This window comes from Paraburkholderia sp. BL21I4N1, assembly GCF_002973525.1.
In the GTDB taxonomy this organism is placed as follows: Bacteria; Pseudomonadota; Gammaproteobacteria; order Burkholderiales; family Burkholderiaceae; genus Paraburkholderia.
Map to the genome: position 1 here is coordinate 287,883 of NZ_PVEN01000006.1, position 15,811 is coordinate 303,693.

General features: G+C 63.4%; 13 protein-coding genes. 5 read left to right on the forward strand and 8 right to left on the reverse strand.

The window, feature by feature from the left end:
* Nucleotides 1-4: 4 nt before the first annotated feature.
* The 5 genes from B0G83_RS18150 (at nt 5) to B0G83_RS18170 (ending at nt 5,715) form a co-directional block, all read left to right on the forward strand.
* On the forward strand, nt 5-1,396 hold the full coding sequence (locus B0G83_RS18150) for a DUF1329 domain-containing protein (protein ID WP_105508755.1): 1,392 nt from the start codon (nt 5-7) through the stop codon (nt 1,394-1,396).
* 99 nt (nt 1,397-1,495) lie between these two features.
* Nucleotides 1,496-2,278 (forward strand): 2-oxopent-4-enoate hydratase, encoded by a 783-nt coding sequence (gene dmpE / locus B0G83_RS18155; protein WP_105508756.1) that lies wholly within the window; start codon nt 1,496-1,498, stop codon nt 2,276-2,278.
* A 34-nt stretch (nt 2,279-2,312) separates the two neighbouring features.
* Nucleotides 2,313-3,209 (forward strand): acetaldehyde dehydrogenase (acetylating), encoded by an 897-nt coding sequence (locus tag B0G83_RS18160; RefSeq protein ID WP_105508757.1) that lies wholly within the window; start codon nt 2,313-2,315, stop codon nt 3,207-3,209.
* A 9-nt stretch (nt 3,210-3,218) separates the two neighbouring features.
* A complete protein-coding gene (dmpG, locus tag B0G83_RS18165; RefSeq protein ID WP_105508758.1) occupies nt 3,219-4,244 on the forward strand; it encodes a 4-hydroxy-2-oxovalerate aldolase in 1,026 nt (341 codons plus the stop codon).
* A 643-nt stretch (nt 4,245-4,887) separates the two neighbouring features.
* The gene (locus tag B0G83_RS18170; protein ID WP_181156943.1) at nt 4,888-5,715 is read left to right on the forward strand and encodes a tyrosine-protein phosphatase; all 828 of its coding nucleotides are present in this window, start codon (nt 4,888-4,890) and stop codon (nt 5,713-5,715) included.
* Between the two features lie 48 nt (nt 5,716-5,763).
* Here the strand turns inward: B0G83_RS18170 and B0G83_RS18175 are convergent, their stop codons facing one another.
* The 8 genes from B0G83_RS18175 to B0G83_RS18210 form a co-directional block, all read right to left on the reverse strand.
* Nucleotides 5,764-6,840 carry a Rieske 2Fe-2S domain-containing protein gene (locus B0G83_RS18175; RefSeq protein ID WP_105508760.1) on the reverse strand — a complete coding sequence of 359 codons (1,077 nt, stop codon included), beginning with the start codon at nt 6,838-6,840 and terminating at the stop codon, nt 5,764-5,766.
* A 143-nt stretch (nt 6,841-6,983) separates the two neighbouring features.
* Nucleotides 6,984-9,473, reverse strand: coding sequence for an RND family transporter (locus B0G83_RS18180; protein WP_105508761.1), 2,490 nt, complete (start codon nt 9,471-9,473; stop codon nt 6,984-6,986).
* Nucleotides 9,474-9,581: 108 nt separating this feature from the next.
* Nucleotides 9,582-10,607, reverse strand: coding sequence for a YCF48-related protein (locus B0G83_RS18185; RefSeq protein WP_105508762.1), 1,026 nt, complete (start codon nt 10,605-10,607; stop codon nt 9,582-9,584).
* 172 nt (nt 10,608-10,779) lie between these two features.
* Nucleotides 10,780-11,985 (reverse strand): acetyl-CoA C-acyltransferase, encoded by a 1,206-nt coding sequence (locus tag B0G83_RS18190; protein ID WP_105508763.1) that lies wholly within the window; start codon nt 11,983-11,985, stop codon nt 10,780-10,782.
* Between the two features lie 37 nt (nt 11,986-12,022).
* On the reverse strand, nt 12,023-12,505 hold the full coding sequence (locus tag B0G83_RS18195) for a MaoC family dehydratase (RefSeq protein WP_105508941.1): 483 nt from the start codon (nt 12,503-12,505) through the stop codon (nt 12,023-12,025).
* Nucleotides 12,506-12,516: 11 nt separating this feature from the next.
* Nucleotides 12,517-13,320 (reverse strand): SDR family oxidoreductase, encoded by an 804-nt coding sequence (locus B0G83_RS18200; RefSeq protein WP_105508764.1) that lies wholly within the window; start codon nt 13,318-13,320, stop codon nt 12,517-12,519.
* Complete coding sequence (locus B0G83_RS18205) at nt 13,317-14,528, reverse strand: acyl-CoA dehydrogenase family protein (protein WP_105508765.1); 1,212 nt, start codon at nt 14,526-14,528, stop codon at nt 13,317-13,319. The genes B0G83_RS18200 and B0G83_RS18205 overlap by 4 nt, the downstream gene beginning before the upstream one ends.
* Complete coding sequence (locus B0G83_RS18210; protein ID WP_105508942.1) at nt 14,528-15,811, reverse strand: acyl-CoA dehydrogenase family protein; 1,284 nt, start codon at nt 15,809-15,811, stop codon at nt 14,528-14,530. The genes B0G83_RS18205 and B0G83_RS18210 overlap by 1 nt, the downstream gene beginning before the upstream one ends.

The window sequence follows — 15,811 nt, forward strand, 5'->3', positions numbered from 1 at the left end:
GGTCATGAGTCGAATTTGCAATCCCGCCCTGCGTGTCTGCGTGTTCGCCGCGGGCACCGCGCTCGCCGCCACACTCGGCGCCCCGTCGTTCGCAAAAACCAGCCCGGAAGATCTCGCCAAACTCGAAGGCCCGCTCACGCCGATGGGCGCCGAGCGCGCGGGCAATGCCGACGGCACGATCCCCGCGTGGAGCGGCAAATGGTTCGGCACGCCGCCGGGCGTCGACTATAAAGCGGGGCAACGCTTCCCCGATCCGTATGCGAGCGAGAAGCCGCTGTTCGTGATTACCGCGCAAAACATGCAGCAATACGAAGCGCGTCTGACCGACGGCGAAAAAGCGCTGCTGAAGAAATATCCCGATACGTTCAAGATTCCGGTCTATCCGAGCCACCGCGATTTCAGCTACGGCGACGCCGTGTACAAGGACATTCGCCAGTACGCGCCGAACACGACGATGACGAAGGACCAGAACGGCCTGAAGGATTTCCCGCCGGTCACGCCGTTCCCAGTGCCAAAGAGCGGTGTGGAAGCAATGTGGAATCTGCGCTTCGCGTCGGCGATCGAGGGTGAAACCGCGACCTACGATCAGGCGGTCGTCTATCCGGACGGCAATATTGCATGGGGCAAGGTGCAATACGCGATCTATGGGCCGCGCAGCGCGGATCATTTCGATCCGAAGAATGCACTGAACGCGAAGAGCTTCTTCCGTCAGACCACCATGTTGCCGCTGTCCGACCGCGGCACGATTATCACCGGCTACGAAATGTGGGACCAGGAAGGCTCCGACACGCGCCGTACCTGGTCGTATAACCCCGGCACGCGGCGCGTGCGCCAGGCACCCGAATTCGGTTTCGACCAGCCCGAAGGCCCCGGCGGTTTCCGCACCGTCGACGACGACCGGCTGTTCAACGGCTCGGGCGAACGTTACGACTGGAAGATCGTCGGCAAGCGCGAGGTCTACGTGCCGTACGACAACTACAAGCTGATGGACCCGTCGATCAAGTACACCGATCTCCTGACCAAGGGTCACGAAAACACGCAATACATGCGCTTCGAACTGCATCGCGTGTGGGTGTTGCAGGCGACGCTGAAATCCGGCTATCGCCATCAATACGCGAAACGTGTGCTGTATCTCGACGAGGACACATGGAATGCCGTCGCCGCCGACAACTATGACGCACGCGGCACGCTGTGGCGCACCAACCTCGCGCCGACGCTGTACGCGTTCGACGCCAAATCGTTCTATTCGACCGCCGTGTTCTACCACGACCTGATTTCGGGCGCCTATTACGCCGACCGTTTGTCGAATCAGGAACCGATGCCGGTGCTCACGCGCGGCTCGCAACTGACCGAAGCGTACTTCTCGCCCGACGCGATTCGCGGCGCGGGCAACTAAACCCGCCCGCGCTTTCGGGCGCACGAGCGCCGGGCCGTCGCGATTCAGTTCCTGTAGGACGCCAACGGTCCGGCGCTAACCCAGCCATTCAACCCTGCGATGACATCGACCCTACACGCCGAACTCGGCGACACGCTTTATCGCGCCTGGCTCGACCGCGCGCCGATCGCACCGTTTTCCGCACGCGACGACGGCTTGCCGCTCGCCGACGCTTACCGGGTGCAACAGCATTTCATCGCGCGGCGGATCGATGCGGGTGAAACCGTCGTCGGCAAGAAAATCGGCCTGACGAGCGCCGCCGTGCAGAACATGCTCGGCGTTCACCAGCCGGACTTCGGCATGTTGCTGTCGGGCATGCACTACGTCGCCGGCGAGGCGATTCCGATCGACACACTGATCGCGCCGCGCGCCGAAGGTGAAATCGCCTTCTATCTGAAACACGATCTGCGCGGTCCCGGCGTGACACGCGAAGCCGTGCTCGCCGCCACCGACACAGTGGGCGCGTGTTTCGAAATCGTCGATTCGCGGATTCGCGACTGGGCGATCCGGATTGGCGACACGGTCGCCGACAACGCGTCGTGCGGCGTCTACGTGCTCGGCCACGAACGCGTGTCGCCCGACGCGCTCGATCTCGCCGCCTGCCGCATGACGCTCGACCGAAACGGCACGCGTGTCGCCGAAGGCATCGGCGCCGCCGCGCTCGGCCATCCCGCCGATGCCGTCGCGTGGCTCGCCAATACGCTCGGCGAACTCGGCGTGCCGCTGCTCGCCGGCGAAGTCGTGCTGTCGGGCTCGCTCGCCGCATTGATTCCCGTCACCGGCGGCGACGTGCTGGAGATGCATATCGAAGGCATTGGCGGTTGTTCGGTGCGCTTCGTCTGATTGCTTGACCGTCTTTCACTAAAGGATGCATTGAATGAGCAAGATCAAATGCGCGTTGATCGGGCCCGGCAACATCGGCACCGATCTGCTGTACAAACTGCGCCGCAGCACGGTGCTCGAACCGGTCTGGATGGTCGGCGTCGACGCGGCCTCCGAAGGCCTCGCGCGCGCCCGCGAGCTGGGTCTGAAGACCACGGCCGACGGCATAGACGGCCTGCTGCCGCATCTCGCCGCCGACGACATCCGCATTGCTTTCGACGCTACCTCGGCCTATGTGCACCGCGAGCACTCCGACAAGCTGACCTCGCGCGGCGTGCGCGTGATCGACCTGACGCCCGCCGCGATCGGTCCGTTCTGCGTGCCGCCGGTGAACCTCGCAGCGCAGAACGATCAGCAGGTGATGAACGTCAACATGGTGACGTGCGGCGGCCAGGCGACCATTCCGATGGTGCATGCCGTGTCGCGTGTGCAGCGCGTGGTGTACGGCGAGATCGTCGCGACCGTGTCATCGCGTTCGGTCGGTCCCGGCACGCGCAAGAACATCGACGAATTCACCCGCACCACGTCGCTGGCGATCGAGCAGATTGGCGGCGCGGCGGTGGGCAAGGCGATCATCGTCATCAACCCGGCCGAGCCGCCGCTGATCATGCGCGACACGATCCACTGTTTGACCGAGAGCGATCCCGACGTCGACGCCATCACCGCGTCCGTGCATGCGATGGTCGACGAAGTACGCCAGTACGTGCCCGGCTACACGCTGAAAAACGGCCCCGTATTCGACGGCCGCCGCGTTTCCGTGTTCATGGAAGTAGAGGGCCTCGGCGACTATTTGCCGAAATACGCTGGCAATCTCGACATCATGACCGCGGCTGCCGCGCGCACGGCGGAAGTCTTCGCCCAACAGATGCTCGCCGCATCCACTACTGCTTAAGGAGCGACCATGTCATTAGCAGGAACGCGAATTACTCTCCACGACATGACGTTGCGCGACGGCATGCATCCGAAGCGTCATCAGATTTCGCTGGACCAGATGCGCGGCATTGCGCGCGGGCTGGATGCGGCTGGCGTGCCGTTGATTGAAGTCACACACGGCGATGGGTTGGGTGGTGCGTCGGTGAACTATGGTTTTCCGGCGCATACGGATGAAGCTTATCTGAGCGCCGTGATTGCCGAATTGAAGCAGGCGAAGGTTTCGGCGTTGTTGATACCGGGCATTGGCACGGTCGAGCATTTGCGGATGGCGCACGAGCTTGGCGTGCATACGATTCGGGTGGCGACGCACTGTACCGAGGCGGATGTGTCCGAGCAGCATATCGGGCTGGCGCGCAAGCTTGAAATGGATACGGTTGGGTTTTTGATGATGGCGCATATGTCGCCGGCTGAAGAGCTTGTCAAGCAGGCGAAGCTGATGGAGTCGTATGGGGCGAACTGCATCTATATCACTGACTCCGCGGGGCATATGTTGCCCGACGATGTGACGGCGCGGATTAGCCGGGTGCGGGAGGCGTTGCGGCCCGAGACTGAGCTTGGGTTTCATGGGCATCACAATCTCGCGATGGGGGTGGCGAATTCCCTTGCTGCCGTGGCTGCCGGCGCCAATCGGATCGATGCCGCTGCGGCGGGGCTTGGGGCTGGGGCTGGGAATACGCCCATGGAGGTATTGGTCGCGGTTTGCGAGCGGATGGAGATTCATACCGGCGTGGATGTGTTTCGGATCTCCGATGTGGCCGAGGATCTTGTTGTGCCTATTATGGATGCGCCTATTCGGCTTGATCGGGATGCTTTGACGCTTGGGTATGCTGGCGTGTATTCGTCGTTTTTGCTTTTTGCCAAGCGGGCGGAGGTTAAGTATCGGGTTTCCGCGAGGGATATTCTTGTTGAGCTTGGGAGGCAGAGGCTGGTGGGGGGGCAGGAGGATATGATTGAAGATACGGCGCTTACGCTGGCTAGATCGCGGGGCGGGTGACGGTGGTCTATTGCCTGCTTGGCGCTTCTTTTTCTGGGTTCTTTGGGGGTTGGCCTTTCCTTGCATTCTTAGTGGTCTATTAGCGTTGCCCCTGTGCGGGGCGGCACCTACTTCTCTTTGCCGCGGCAAAGAGAAGTAGGCAAGAGAAAGCCGCTCACACCGCTAATTCTTAAGTGGGTCTCTCGCGCAGTCACGGTAGTGGTGCATCTGGAATCCGTGTCCTCGCACACTCCCCGTTTGTGACACAGCAGTCATTCATCCCGCCTCGCGCTGCGCGCGGCGGAACGGCCTGCTTTCAACCATCGGCTCATTTTTACGTGGCCGAACCGGATCGTCGACCGACCGCGAGGGCGCGCGCAGCGCCGCCGGAAGAATGACTGCTGTGTCACAAACGGGGAGTGCGCGAGAGCACGGATTCCAGATGCACCACTACCGTAGCTGTGCGAGAGACCCACTTCATGGTTAGCGGTGTGAGCGGCTTTCTCTTGCCTACTTCTCTTTGCCGCGGCAAAGAGAAGTAGGTGCCGCCCCGCACAGGGGCAACGCTAATAGACCACTAAGAATGCAAGGAAAGGCCAACCCCCAAAGAACACAGAAAAGAAGCGCCAGCACGCACCAAAACCTCTCTCACCAAGACAAAAAAATGCACCCCACAAAACCTCTCTCAACGCTACTACTAACACTATCAATCAGCGCAAACGCGCACCCAACCGACCAATACATTCAGTTAGAAAAAATCCAGAACACAAGAGACCTAGGTGGAATACAAACAACCGACGGCAGTCAAATAACCCCTCACCGCCTCTACCGCAGCGGCAACCCTTCCAAAGCCTCCGCCCATGACATAAAAACCCTAAAATCAATGCACCTGGACGTAATCCTGGACTTCCGCGCCACAAGCGAAAAGCAACCCACCGAAAAAGCCTTCGCAGAACAATTCCCCTGGCAATCCGACCCAGTCCTGGCCGGCAACCTGGCCCCCTCCGCCATCATCCCGCTACTCAAGCGCTCCACCCCTGAGCAAATGCACGACTTCATGCTCAACCTCTACCGCCAATTCCCAAGCAACTACCAACCCCAATTCGCCCACTTCCTGAAACTGGCGGAAGACAACAAAACCATCCTCTACCACTGCACGGCAGGCAAAGACCGCACCGGCTTCGCCACAGTCCTTCTGCTATCGGCACTCGGCGTGGACCGCCCAACCACCATCGCCAATTACCTCGAATCAAACCGCTACAACGCAGCAAGCAACACCCAAGCCACCCAGCAACTGCAAAAACTCGGCATCGCCCCCGACGTCGTCGCCCCGCTACTCACGGTCGACCCCGACTACATCGGCGCATCCATGCAAGTCATCGACCAGCAATACGGCGGCATGCAGCATTACCTCGTCGACGTGCTCCACATCAACGTCATGAAGATCCGCGCCAACTACCTCACGCCGCCCGCGCAATCCGTCACGAATTGAACCCGCAAAAGAAAGAAGGCGGTGCATGCACCGCCCTCCGTTCAATCATCAATCTTCAAAAACATGCCTCAATGGCGGCGGCACGCCGCCCTCGCGCACCTTGATCTCCACGACCTTGCGCGCGATGCTCGAAGGACGCACATCCGCCGCATCCAGATAGAACTGCGAATACCAGTCGCGCATCTGATACAAGGGCCCATCGCCCTCGCACAACAACGGATTGTCGATCCGTGTCTTCGTGTCCCAGATCGCGACGTCCTCGTAAAACGCAGCCTGCGCCTGCTTCGCATAGGCACGCGCAATCTCCATGTTCTGCTCGTCGGACAGACCCGGCACCTTCTTCACCATCACGCCATAACGCAGCTCGAAACTGTTCATGTCGATCGGCACGTGACAGTTCAGCAGAATCGAGTGAATCGGATGCCCGCCACTCTGCCCCGTCATTTCGGTGATGTGATAGGCGGGACCGAAATACGTCGACAATGCAATCAGTTCGTCGCCACCAAGGCGCTCGCTGCGGCCCACCAGCAGTTGCGTCGCCTTGTGGCCTTCGAACAGGTTGGCGAAATAATCGACCGGCGCGCCATGCACGGTCGAAAAGTGCGCCATGTCGGAAATGTTATCGACCAACTCGCGACAGTTCGTGCCAATCTCCATGCGGTCCACCACCCACGCGGACCAGTCGTCGGAAAAGCACGCTTCAATGCGCGGAATCGCCACGACCTGGTCCGGTGGATTGCCTTCCGGGTCGTGCCAGACGAACAGCAACTGGTTCTGCTCGCAGGTCTGCCAGGTGCCGATCTTCGCCTTCGGCGGAATCCGCTTGCAATACGGAATCGACTGGCAATTGCCGTCGCCGTCCCACTGCCAGCCGTGAAACGGACACACCAAGGTATCGCCGTCCACGCGGCCGGCACTCAGATCACCGCCCATGTGCGGGCAAAAACCGTCGACCACGTTGACGCGGCCCTGCGAATCCATGAACGCCGCGAGACGCCGGCCGAAAATGTTCAGCGTGTGCGGCTTGCCATCCTTGTAGTCGCTCGCGAGACCCAGGCAATGCCAGCCGCGCGCATAGCGCTGCACGAGCGGTTGCGCTTCGATTTTGTAGGGACGTGCGGACATCTGTTATCTCCTCCGATGGAAAAGGCGGCGTCGCCAGTCCGCCGCCGTCATAGGTCTGTGTGGATCGCGCGCGAACCCGCGCGCTTACGCCTGACGATAGACGCCGCAATCGCTTCGTTCATCGTCTCGACGGACTAGGTATTTCAGCTAGCCGAGTTGCCCTGTTCCAGCGTTGCGTGCTCGGTCGCCTTGACGGATGCGGTGGCGATTCGCGCGCCATCGCCAGGCGATGCACCGGGTCGCACCACCCCACCCGCACGCCGCTCCGCACGTTCCACGCCGAGCCAGGCCGCCAGCGCCGGCAGCAGAAACACCGCACCGAACAGATTGACGAGGAACATAAACGCGAGCAGCACGCCCATGTCCACCTGGAACTTCAGCGCGGAAAACGCCCACGTGCCCACGCCGATGAACATCGTCACCGCGGTGAACAGCGCAGCGGTGCCGCGTTGGCGCATTGCGGCCGCGAATGCATCCGGCAGGTTTGCGCCGTCACGCACCTCATGCTGCAAACGTTCGTAAAGGTAAATGCCGTAATCGACGCCCACACCGACGCCCAACGTAATCACCGGCAACGTGGCGACCTTCAGACCGATGCCAAGCCAGGCCATCACCGCGTTGCACAGAATCGACACCACCGTCAGCGGCACCACGATGCACAACACCGCGCGCCACGAGCGGAACGTTACGACGCACAGCAACGCGATCGCGCCGAAAATCGACAACAGCATCGCCACTTCGGCATCGGCCACCGCCTCGTTGGTTGCCGCCATGACGCCGACGTTGCCGCCGCCGAGCCGGAACGCCACGTTCGGCGTGTGGTCCTCCGCGGCCAGCCGCTTGATCTCATCGACAATGTGCGCGATCGTTTTGCCCTCGTGATTCGTGGTGTAAATCAACACCTGGATCACCTGGCAGTTTTCGGTATTCATACCGTTGTCGGGATCGAATGCGTTGGCGCCCTGGGTCAGGCCGTCGCTCGAACGCGGCAACGCGCCCCAGCGCGGATTGCCTTCGTTGAACGCGGCAATCGAAATCTTCGCCAGCGAGGGCACGCTCACCACCGATTGCACGCCCGCCACGCCCCGCATCTCCATTTCGAAACGTTCGATCGCGCTCATCACCGGATAGTGCAGACAGGCATCGTCGAACCCGCTCGTCTCGACGAATACCGACAGCGCGTCGACGCCGATGTCGTATTGGCTCGTGATCCGCGCGTTGTCGAGGTTGTAGCGCGAGTTGGCGCGCAATTCCGGCGCGCCGGAGCCGATATCCCCAATCTGCAGATCGCGCGACGCTTTCGCGCCGAAGCCGAGCAGCACCAGCGCGACGACGAACACGCCAAGCGCCGGCGCCGGCCGCGCAAACACCGCGAAACGCGTCCACAGACGGCTGCCGCCAGCCGCCGCGCGGGCCTGCGCACGCGTCAAGGTCGTTTTCTCGAGCCGCGTGTAAGACAGCAAAATTGGCAGAAACACCTTGTTGGTGATAATCATCAACAGCACGCCGAGGCACGCCGTCACGCCCAGTTCGCGCACGATCTCGATCTGGATGCGCATGATCACCATGAAGCCCAGCGCATTGGTCAGCAACGCGACGGTGCCCGGCACGAACAGCTTGCGAAACGCGTCGCGCGCGGCATCCACGGGCGGCATGCCGGTCACCAGCGCCTGTTTCCACGCATTCGTCATCTGCACGGCGTGCGAGACGCCGATCGAAAAGATCAGGAACGGGACGAGGATCGACATCGGGTCGATGCCGAGTCCAAGCACCGGCAGCGCACCGAGCAACCACACCACCGGCAACAATGCGACGAACAACGCGAGCGCGGTCGTCTTCGGCGAGCGCGTGTAAAGCAGCAGCAACCCGGCGGTAATCACGAACGCCAGCGCGAAAAAGCCGATCACGCCGCTGATACCCGACTCGACATCGCCGACGAGTTTCGCAAAGCCGATAATGTCGACCTCGACGTCCTGATTCGAATAGCGCGCGCGAATCTGCTCGAGTTGCCGCGCTACCGCGCCGTAGTCGAGATGCTTGCCGGTGGTCGGATCGGTCTCGCGCAATTCCGCGCGGATCAGCGCGGAATGCAGATCGTTGCCGACCAGCCGCCCAATCTGTCCCGAACGCGCGACGTTGCGGCGTACGGTGGCGAGATCGTTCGGATTGGCGCTGCTGAACTGGCCGGGCACCACCACGTCGCCGCGAAAACCGGCTTCAGTGACCTCTGTATAACGCACGTTCGGCGTGAACAGCGAGAACACTCGCGAACGATTCACGCCGGGAATGAAGAACACGTCGTCGGTCGCGTGGCGCAGGTCGTCCATGAACGCCTGGTTGTAGATATCGCCATGCCCCTTCCAGCGCAGGCTCACGAGTATCGTGTTGGCGCCGGGAAAGGCGCTCGCGTAGCGATTGAACACCTGCATATACGGGTGTTGCATCGGGATCATCTTGTTGAAACCGGGATCGAGCCGCAAACGCGTCGCGGAACAACCCAGCGCGACGGTCAGCGCGAGGCATAGCGTCAACAGAATGCGTCGGTGACGCATGATCGCGTCGGCGCAACGCTCGACGAAGCGTGACAGGCGCGACGGCGCGCGGGGCGAAGAAGGACGGGACGGAGCGTTCATGAGGCTTCTCACGGCAAGGCAACGGAATGCCCCGCGAACGCGGCCGAGGGACGGCGGGCGAACGCGCGGCGAAAGATCGTCTGGCGACTGGCTAGCTGGGCTGCGGGATCAGGAAGACGGCGCGCTGGCCGCTGCGTTGGCCGCACGCGGCGGAGACACCGGCGGTGACTTCGGCAACGTCGGCAACACCGGCAGCAGCGACACACCCGCTTCGCCCCCCAGCGCCAACTCGCCATGCCCCACGTCCACCACAGCGGCGAGACTCTGCACGCCGCCGACCTTGCGCACCGCGTAGGTCAGACCGTTGTCGCGCGACGTGACGATCGCGCCGCCTTGCCCCACCAGCACCAGTTCGCCGTCGGCCAGTTGCACCGCGCCGAAATACGAGGTGCCCACGCGGCTATCCTCATGCGTCCACGTCTCGCCTTGATTGGTGCTGCGCAGCACGTTGCCGCGCATACCGTAAGCGAGCCAGTCGCCGTCGGCCAGTTTCAGCACACCGAACAGCGAGCCCTGATACGGCACTGGCCGCTTTTCCCAGCTCGCGCCGTGATCGGTGGAGCGCAGCAACGTGCCGGTTTCGCCAGCGATGATCAGGTTGCCGTCAGCGTCGCCCGCAATTGCGTTCAGATGACGGTCGTCGGCGGGCGTTTTTTGCTGGGCCCAGGTTGCGCCCGCATCGTGCGAGACGAATAGCTGACCGAAGCTGCCGGTCACGAACACGAGACCGTCCGCGTTGCCCCACACCGACAGCAACGGGTCCGAATGCCTGCGGTCGAAATGCACCTCGCTCCAGTGTGTGCCGCCGTCGACGCTGCGCAGAATCCAGCCGTCGTGGCCAACCGCAATGCCGATTTGCGGCGAAATGAAGAACACCTGGGTCAGCGCTGACGCTTCATCGGTGGCGACCGTGGCTTGCCGCCACGATGCGCCGCGGTCGTCGCTAATCAGGATCACGCCGCGCTCGCCGACCGCGACGAGTCGCGTGCCGGCCTTTGCGAGTCCGTTGATCTGCAGCCGGTCGGCCTGAAGAGTCGTCGCCGCGAACGCCGGTAGCGGACGCGGCGAGAACGCGAACAGCGCCGCGCCGAGCACGGCCGCCGACAGCAGCAAGCCGGGTAATGTCGTTTTCATGTTGTCTCCTGTCGATCAGAGTTGGCGCTTTAGCGCCTTACTCTGATCCCATGCAAGGCTGTCGACCAGAGTTGGCGCTTTAGCGACTTACTCTGGTCCCATGCAAGGCTGTCGATCAGAGTTGGCGCTTCAGCGCCATACTCCAATCCCATGCCAGACTCCGATCCGCGATCTACGCCGCTGCTTCGAAGAGTGCCGCCGCCCCCATACCGCCGCCGATGCACATCGTCACGACGACGTACCGCACACCGCGCCGCCGCGCTTCGAACAAACCGTGCATCGTCATGCGCGTGCCCGACATCCCGAACGGATGCCCCACCGCAATCGCGCCGCCGTTCACATTCAGACGGTCCTGCGCAATGCCCAGTCGATCGCGGCAATAGATCACCTGGCACGCGAACGCCTCGTTCATTTCCCACAGACCGATGTCGTTCACCGTCAGCCGATGCCGCGCCAACAGCTTCGGTACCGCGAGCGCCGGGCCGATGCCCATCTCGTCCGCGTCGCAACCGGCCACCGCGAGACCGCGAAAAGTGCCAAGCGGCGCCAGACCGCGCTGCTTCGCCTGTGCCGCGCTCATCACGACGACAGCCGCCGCACCGTCGGACAATTGCGACGCGTTGCCCGCCGTGACGAACTCGCCTTGCGCGACCGCTTCGCCGCCGCTCCAGACCGGCTTCAACGCGGCCAGACTCGCGGCCGTGGTGTCGGCGCGGTTGCATTCGTCGCGTGTGGCACGCACGTTTTCGCTGCCCGTCTGCTTGCCTTCTTTATCGAACAGCGCACGTTGCACGTCGAGCGGCACGATTTCCTCGTCGAAGCGCCCCGCCGCTTGTGCGGCTGCCGTGCGCCGCTGGCTCGTCAACGCATACTCGTCCTGCGCCTCACGCGTAATACCGTAGCGGCGCGAGACGACCTCGGCCGTTTCGATCATCGCCATATACGCGGCGGGCTGATTCGCAAGCACCGCCCCGGAACGCGCGCGATACGCGTTCTTGTACTTGTTCTGCGTGAGCGTGATCGATTCGACGCCGCCCGCCACCACGACCCGCGCATCGCCGCACAGAATGCTTTGCGCGGCGCTCGCAATCGTCATCAGACCGGACGAGCACATACGGTCCATCGCCATGCCCGGCACCGACGACGGCAATCCCGCCGCCGCGGCGGAGAGCCGGCCAATGTTGTAACCCTGGGTGCCCTGCTGCGCGGCGCAGCCCATCAGCACGTCGTCGATTTCGGCGCCGTCGAGCTGCGCGCGCTCCAGTGCCGCACGCACCACATGGCCGCCTAACGCGGGCGCTTCGGTATCGTTGAACACGCCGCGATACGCCTTGCCGATCGGTGTGCGTGCAACCGATACGATGACCGCTTCGTTCATGAGCTACTTCCTCTACGGGTTCTACTGCTACGAATGACTACAGGTAGTAACGGCTGATGGTGTCGGCCACGCAGCCGGGTTTGGGCTCGCCGTCAATTTCCACGGTGACGCGAATCCATGCCTGCACGCCGCCCTCGAACGTTTCGGCGCGCAGCAACTGGCCGACGCCGCGAATCCGCGCGCCGACGCGTACCGGCGCGGGGAAACGGATCTTGTCGCAACCGTAGTTGACGCCGAGCCGCGCACCGTCTATGCGCACGATCTGCGGCAAAAAGAAATTGACCAGCGAGAGCGTGAGGAAGCCGTGCGCGATACACGCACCGAACGGACCGTGCCGCGCGCGTTCGGCATCGACATGAACCCATTGATGATCGAGCGTCGCGTCGGCAAAACGGTCGATCCGCGATTGATCGACCTGTAGCCACGCGCTTTCGCCCAGCGTTTGCCCCGCCGCCGCGATCAGCTCACCGGGGTGCGCGAACACGCGCGCGGGTTGCAGGTCGCCGTCGATCTCAGCCATGACGCGCTCCATTACGCGTGCTGGCTGCTGACCGACAGCACTTCGCCGGTCAGATACGACGCATAGTCGCTTGCGAGAAAGACCATCACGTTCGCCACCTCCCACACTTCGGCGGCGCGTCCGAATGCCTCACGCGACGCCAGTTGATCGAGCAGATCGGCCGAAGCCGACTTCTTCAGGAAATCGTGCAACGCAATACTCGGCGCGACCGCATTGATGCGCACGCCGTACGGCGCGGCCTCGAGCGCCGCGCAGCGCGTCAGCGCCATGACCCCGGCTTTCGCCGCGGCGTAATGCGCCTGTTCCGCCTGCGCGCGCCAGCCGAGCACCGACGCGTTGTTGACGATCGCGCCATGGCCGCGTTGCTGCATGTGCGGCAACATCGCCCGCGTCATCCGGAACGTGCCGGTGAGGCTAATGTCGATCACACGCGACCATTCGGCATCGTCCATTTCGACGATGCGGCGCGCGCCGCCGAGCCCGGCGTTGTTGATCAGCACGTCGACGCCCGCCAGCTTGTCCTCGGCGTCGGCCACCAGCGCGCGCACGTCCTCTTCCAGCGAAACGTTGCACAGGCGCCCGTAAATGGCCCGCAAACCGGTTTCGGCGCGCAGCGTCTCGACCGCCTGCGCCAGCCGCCGTTCGTGGATGTCGGAGATGAACAGCGCGCGGCAGCCTTCTTCCGCGCAGCGCTTCGCGGCGGCGAAGCCGATACCGACACCGGCGGCGGCGGTAATCAGCACCGACTTGCCCGCCAGCAGCTGATGGCCCGGCACATACGCGGGCGCGCTGCGCACCGCTTGAGACTCGTTCATAGCGTTCCTCTCGGTTCCTTCGGCATGCCGAGCCCGCGCTCGGCCATGATGTTGAGCTGGATTTCGTTGGTGCCCGCGTAGATCGTGTCCGCGCGCGAGAACAGGAAAACGCCTTGCAGACGGCTGCGTTTGGCGTCGTCGGCGGCGAGCAGGTTGGCGTTCGGGCCGAGCACGTCCATGGCCAGTTGGCCGAGTTCGCGGTGCCAGTTGGACCAGTAATACTTGTAGATCAGCGCCTCGCGGCCCAGCGTGCCGCCAGCGCCCGCGTTGGCCTGGTTTGCACCGTCGGCGCCGGCCAGCATGCGCAGTGCGTTGTAGCGCATCACGCGCAAACCCACCCACGCCCGCGCGATCCGTTGCCGGATCACGGCGTCGTGCGCGACGCCCGCTTCGTGCGCGGCGTCGATCACCCAGTCCAGTTCGCGGATGAACTGCATCTGCTGGCCGAGCGTCGACATGCCGCGTTCGAAGCCGAGCAAGGTCATCGCTATGCGCCAACCGTCGCCAGGTGCGCCGACGAGATCGTCCGAGGCAGCGAGCGCGCCGTCGAAGAACACCTCGTTGAATTCCGCGCCGCCGTTCATCTGCCGGATCGGCCGGATCTCGACGCCCGGTTGATCCAGCGGCAGCAACAGGAACGACAGCCCGCGATTGCCGCGCGAATCCGGATCGGTGCGCGCGACGACGAAGATCCAGTCGGAATCGTGCGCGAGCGAGGTCCAGACTTTCTGGCCAGACACGCGCCAGCTGCCGTGGTCGTCGCGAACGGCGCGGGTGCGGATGTTCGCGAGATCGGAGCCCGCGCCGGGTTCCGAATAGCCCTGGCACCAGAACTGCGTGCCGTTCAGAATGCCGGGAAGGAAGCGCTTGCGTTGATCCTCGCTGCCGCAAGCGATCAGCGTCGGGCCGAGCAGCCCTTCGCCGATATGCCCCATGCGGCCCGGGCCGCCGGCGCGCGCGTATTCCTCGTGGAAAATCACCTGCTGCGCGACCGTAAAGGCGCGGCCGCCTTCGCCGGTGGGCCAGCCGAGTCCCGTCCAGCCGCCGTGCGCAAGCTCGCGTTCCCACTGTTTGCGCAGCGCCGGATAGGCTTCTTCGTCGCCCGGACCGCCGCGGTATTTCAGGCACGCAAATTCGCCCGTTAGGTGCGTACGCATCCAGTCGGCGACTTCGACACGCAAGCGCTCGTATTGAGTTTCGCTATTCATCACAGGACTCCCGCGAGCACGTTTTGCGCGTGATCGATCTGCGCCGCGGCAGGCGCCTCAGACTTAAGCCCACGGCGATCCACAAGTTGTTGCGCGATCAACGACAACATCTCCGAGCTCGTGCCGAATAACGCACTCGACGCCTGGGCCCGCTTGAAATACAACTGCGGGTCGTATTCCCAGGTGAAGCCGACGCCGCCGTGCAGTTGGATCGCTTCCTGCGCGCAGAAGCGGAAAGCGTCGTTGGCGCTCGCTTTGGCAGCGGCGACATCCGCGAAGACGTCGGCACCGTGTGATGCGGTGGCACTCGCTTGATCCCACGCTTGCGCGGCACCTAAAACGACAGAGCGGCTGGCTTCGATCTCGACCAGCATCTGCGCGCAGCGGTGTTTGACCGCCTGAAACGATGCAATCGCGCGGCCGAATTGCACGCGATCCGCCGTGTAGGCCAGCGTGAGATCAAGGCATTGCTGCGCGCCGCCTACCTGTTCGGCGGCGAGCGCCAGCGCGGCGAACCACGCGGTGTGCGAGAGCACGCGTTCGGCTTCACGGCCACGGGCCAGAACGGCGGCACGCGGCAGTTCTACCTCATGCAGGTCGAGCCGCGCCAACGGACGTGTCGCATCGAGCGTGACGAGCGGTGTGCGCGTCAATCCCGCGATGTTCGCGCCACGCAACTCGAATAACGCGAGTGTCCGCGCTTCGTTGGCCACCAGCGCCGGCACCAGCAATAGCTCGGCACTCGCGCCGTCGATCACCTGCTCCAGCGCGCCGGATAAACGGTAACCACCAGCCGTTTCTTCCGCGTACAGCGGCGCCGTGCGCGCGTCGAGTTGGAATCTGGGTGACATCGGGTATGCCTGCGTGTCGAACCCGAAACCCACCGATATCGGCAACGCGAGCGTGGCGCTCAATTCACCGCTCGCGATCCGTGCGAGGTGTTCACGCGCGGCCTTCGCATCGTCCGCGCCGTCGCTCAGCATCGTCAACGCCGTCGCCGCCAGACAGACCGTGCCGAAGTACGGCGCGCACGCAAGCCGGCGGCCGAACTGTTCCATCAGCAGCACCAGTTCCGTCGCGCCCAGACCGGCGCCGCCCGCGTCTTCCGGCACCGTGAGCGCACACCAGCCAAGTTCGCCCGCAACCGTGCGCCACAGCGCTTCATCGCGGCCCGCGCCGTGTTCGATCGCGTGCCGCACCGCTGCCGACCCACTGCGCTCGGCCAGCACCTCGGCCGCCGCGTCGCGAATCATGATCTGTTCTTCGGAAAGAGCGAGGTTCAT

What these genes read in the sequence shown, in the direction of transcription:
- B0G83_RS18205 (WP_105508765.1), bottom strand. Translation starts at nt 14,528, where the DNA reads ATGAATAGCGAAACTCAATACGAGCGCTTGCGTGTCGAAGTCGCCGAC.
- B0G83_RS18160 (WP_105508757.1), top strand. Translation starts at nt 2,313, where the DNA reads ATGAGCAAGATCAAATGCGCGTTGATCGGGCCCGGCAACATCGGCACC.
- dmpG (WP_105508758.1), top strand. Translation starts at nt 3,219, where the DNA reads ATGTCATTAGCAGGAACGCGAATTACTCTCCACGACATGACGTTGCGC.
- B0G83_RS18195 (WP_105508941.1), bottom strand. Translation starts at nt 12,505, where the DNA reads ATGGCTGAGATCGACGGCGACCTGCAACCCGCGCGCGTGTTCGCGCAC.
- B0G83_RS18200 (WP_105508764.1), bottom strand. Translation starts at nt 13,320, where the DNA reads ATGAACGAGTCTCAAGCGGTGCGCAGCGCGCCCGCGTATGTGCCGGGC.
- B0G83_RS18210 (WP_105508942.1), bottom strand. Translation starts at nt 15,811, where the DNA reads ATGAACCTCGCTCTTTCCGAAGAACAGATCATGATTCGCGACGCGGCG.
- dmpE (WP_105508756.1), top strand. Translation starts at nt 1,496, where the DNA reads ATGACATCGACCCTACACGCCGAACTCGGCGACACGCTTTATCGCGCC.
- B0G83_RS18190 (WP_105508763.1), bottom strand. Translation starts at nt 11,985, where the DNA reads ATGAACGAAGCGGTCATCGTATCGGTTGCACGCACACCGATCGGCAAG.
- B0G83_RS18175 (WP_105508760.1), bottom strand. Translation starts at nt 6,840, where the DNA reads ATGTCCGCACGTCCCTACAAAATCGAAGCGCAACCGCTCGTGCAGCGC.
- B0G83_RS18180 (WP_105508761.1), bottom strand. Translation starts at nt 9,473, where the DNA reads ATGAACGCTCCGTCCCGTCCTTCTTCGCCCCGCGCGCCGTCGCGCCTG.
- B0G83_RS18150 (WP_105508755.1), top strand. Translation starts at nt 5, where the DNA reads ATGAGTCGAATTTGCAATCCCGCCCTGCGTGTCTGCGTGTTCGCCGCG.
- B0G83_RS18170 (WP_181156943.1), top strand. Translation starts at nt 4,888, where the DNA reads ATGCACCCCACAAAACCTCTCTCAACGCTACTACTAACACTATCAATC.
- B0G83_RS18185 (WP_105508762.1), bottom strand. Translation starts at nt 10,607, where the DNA reads ATGAAAACGACATTACCCGGCTTGCTGCTGTCGGCGGCCGTGCTCGGC.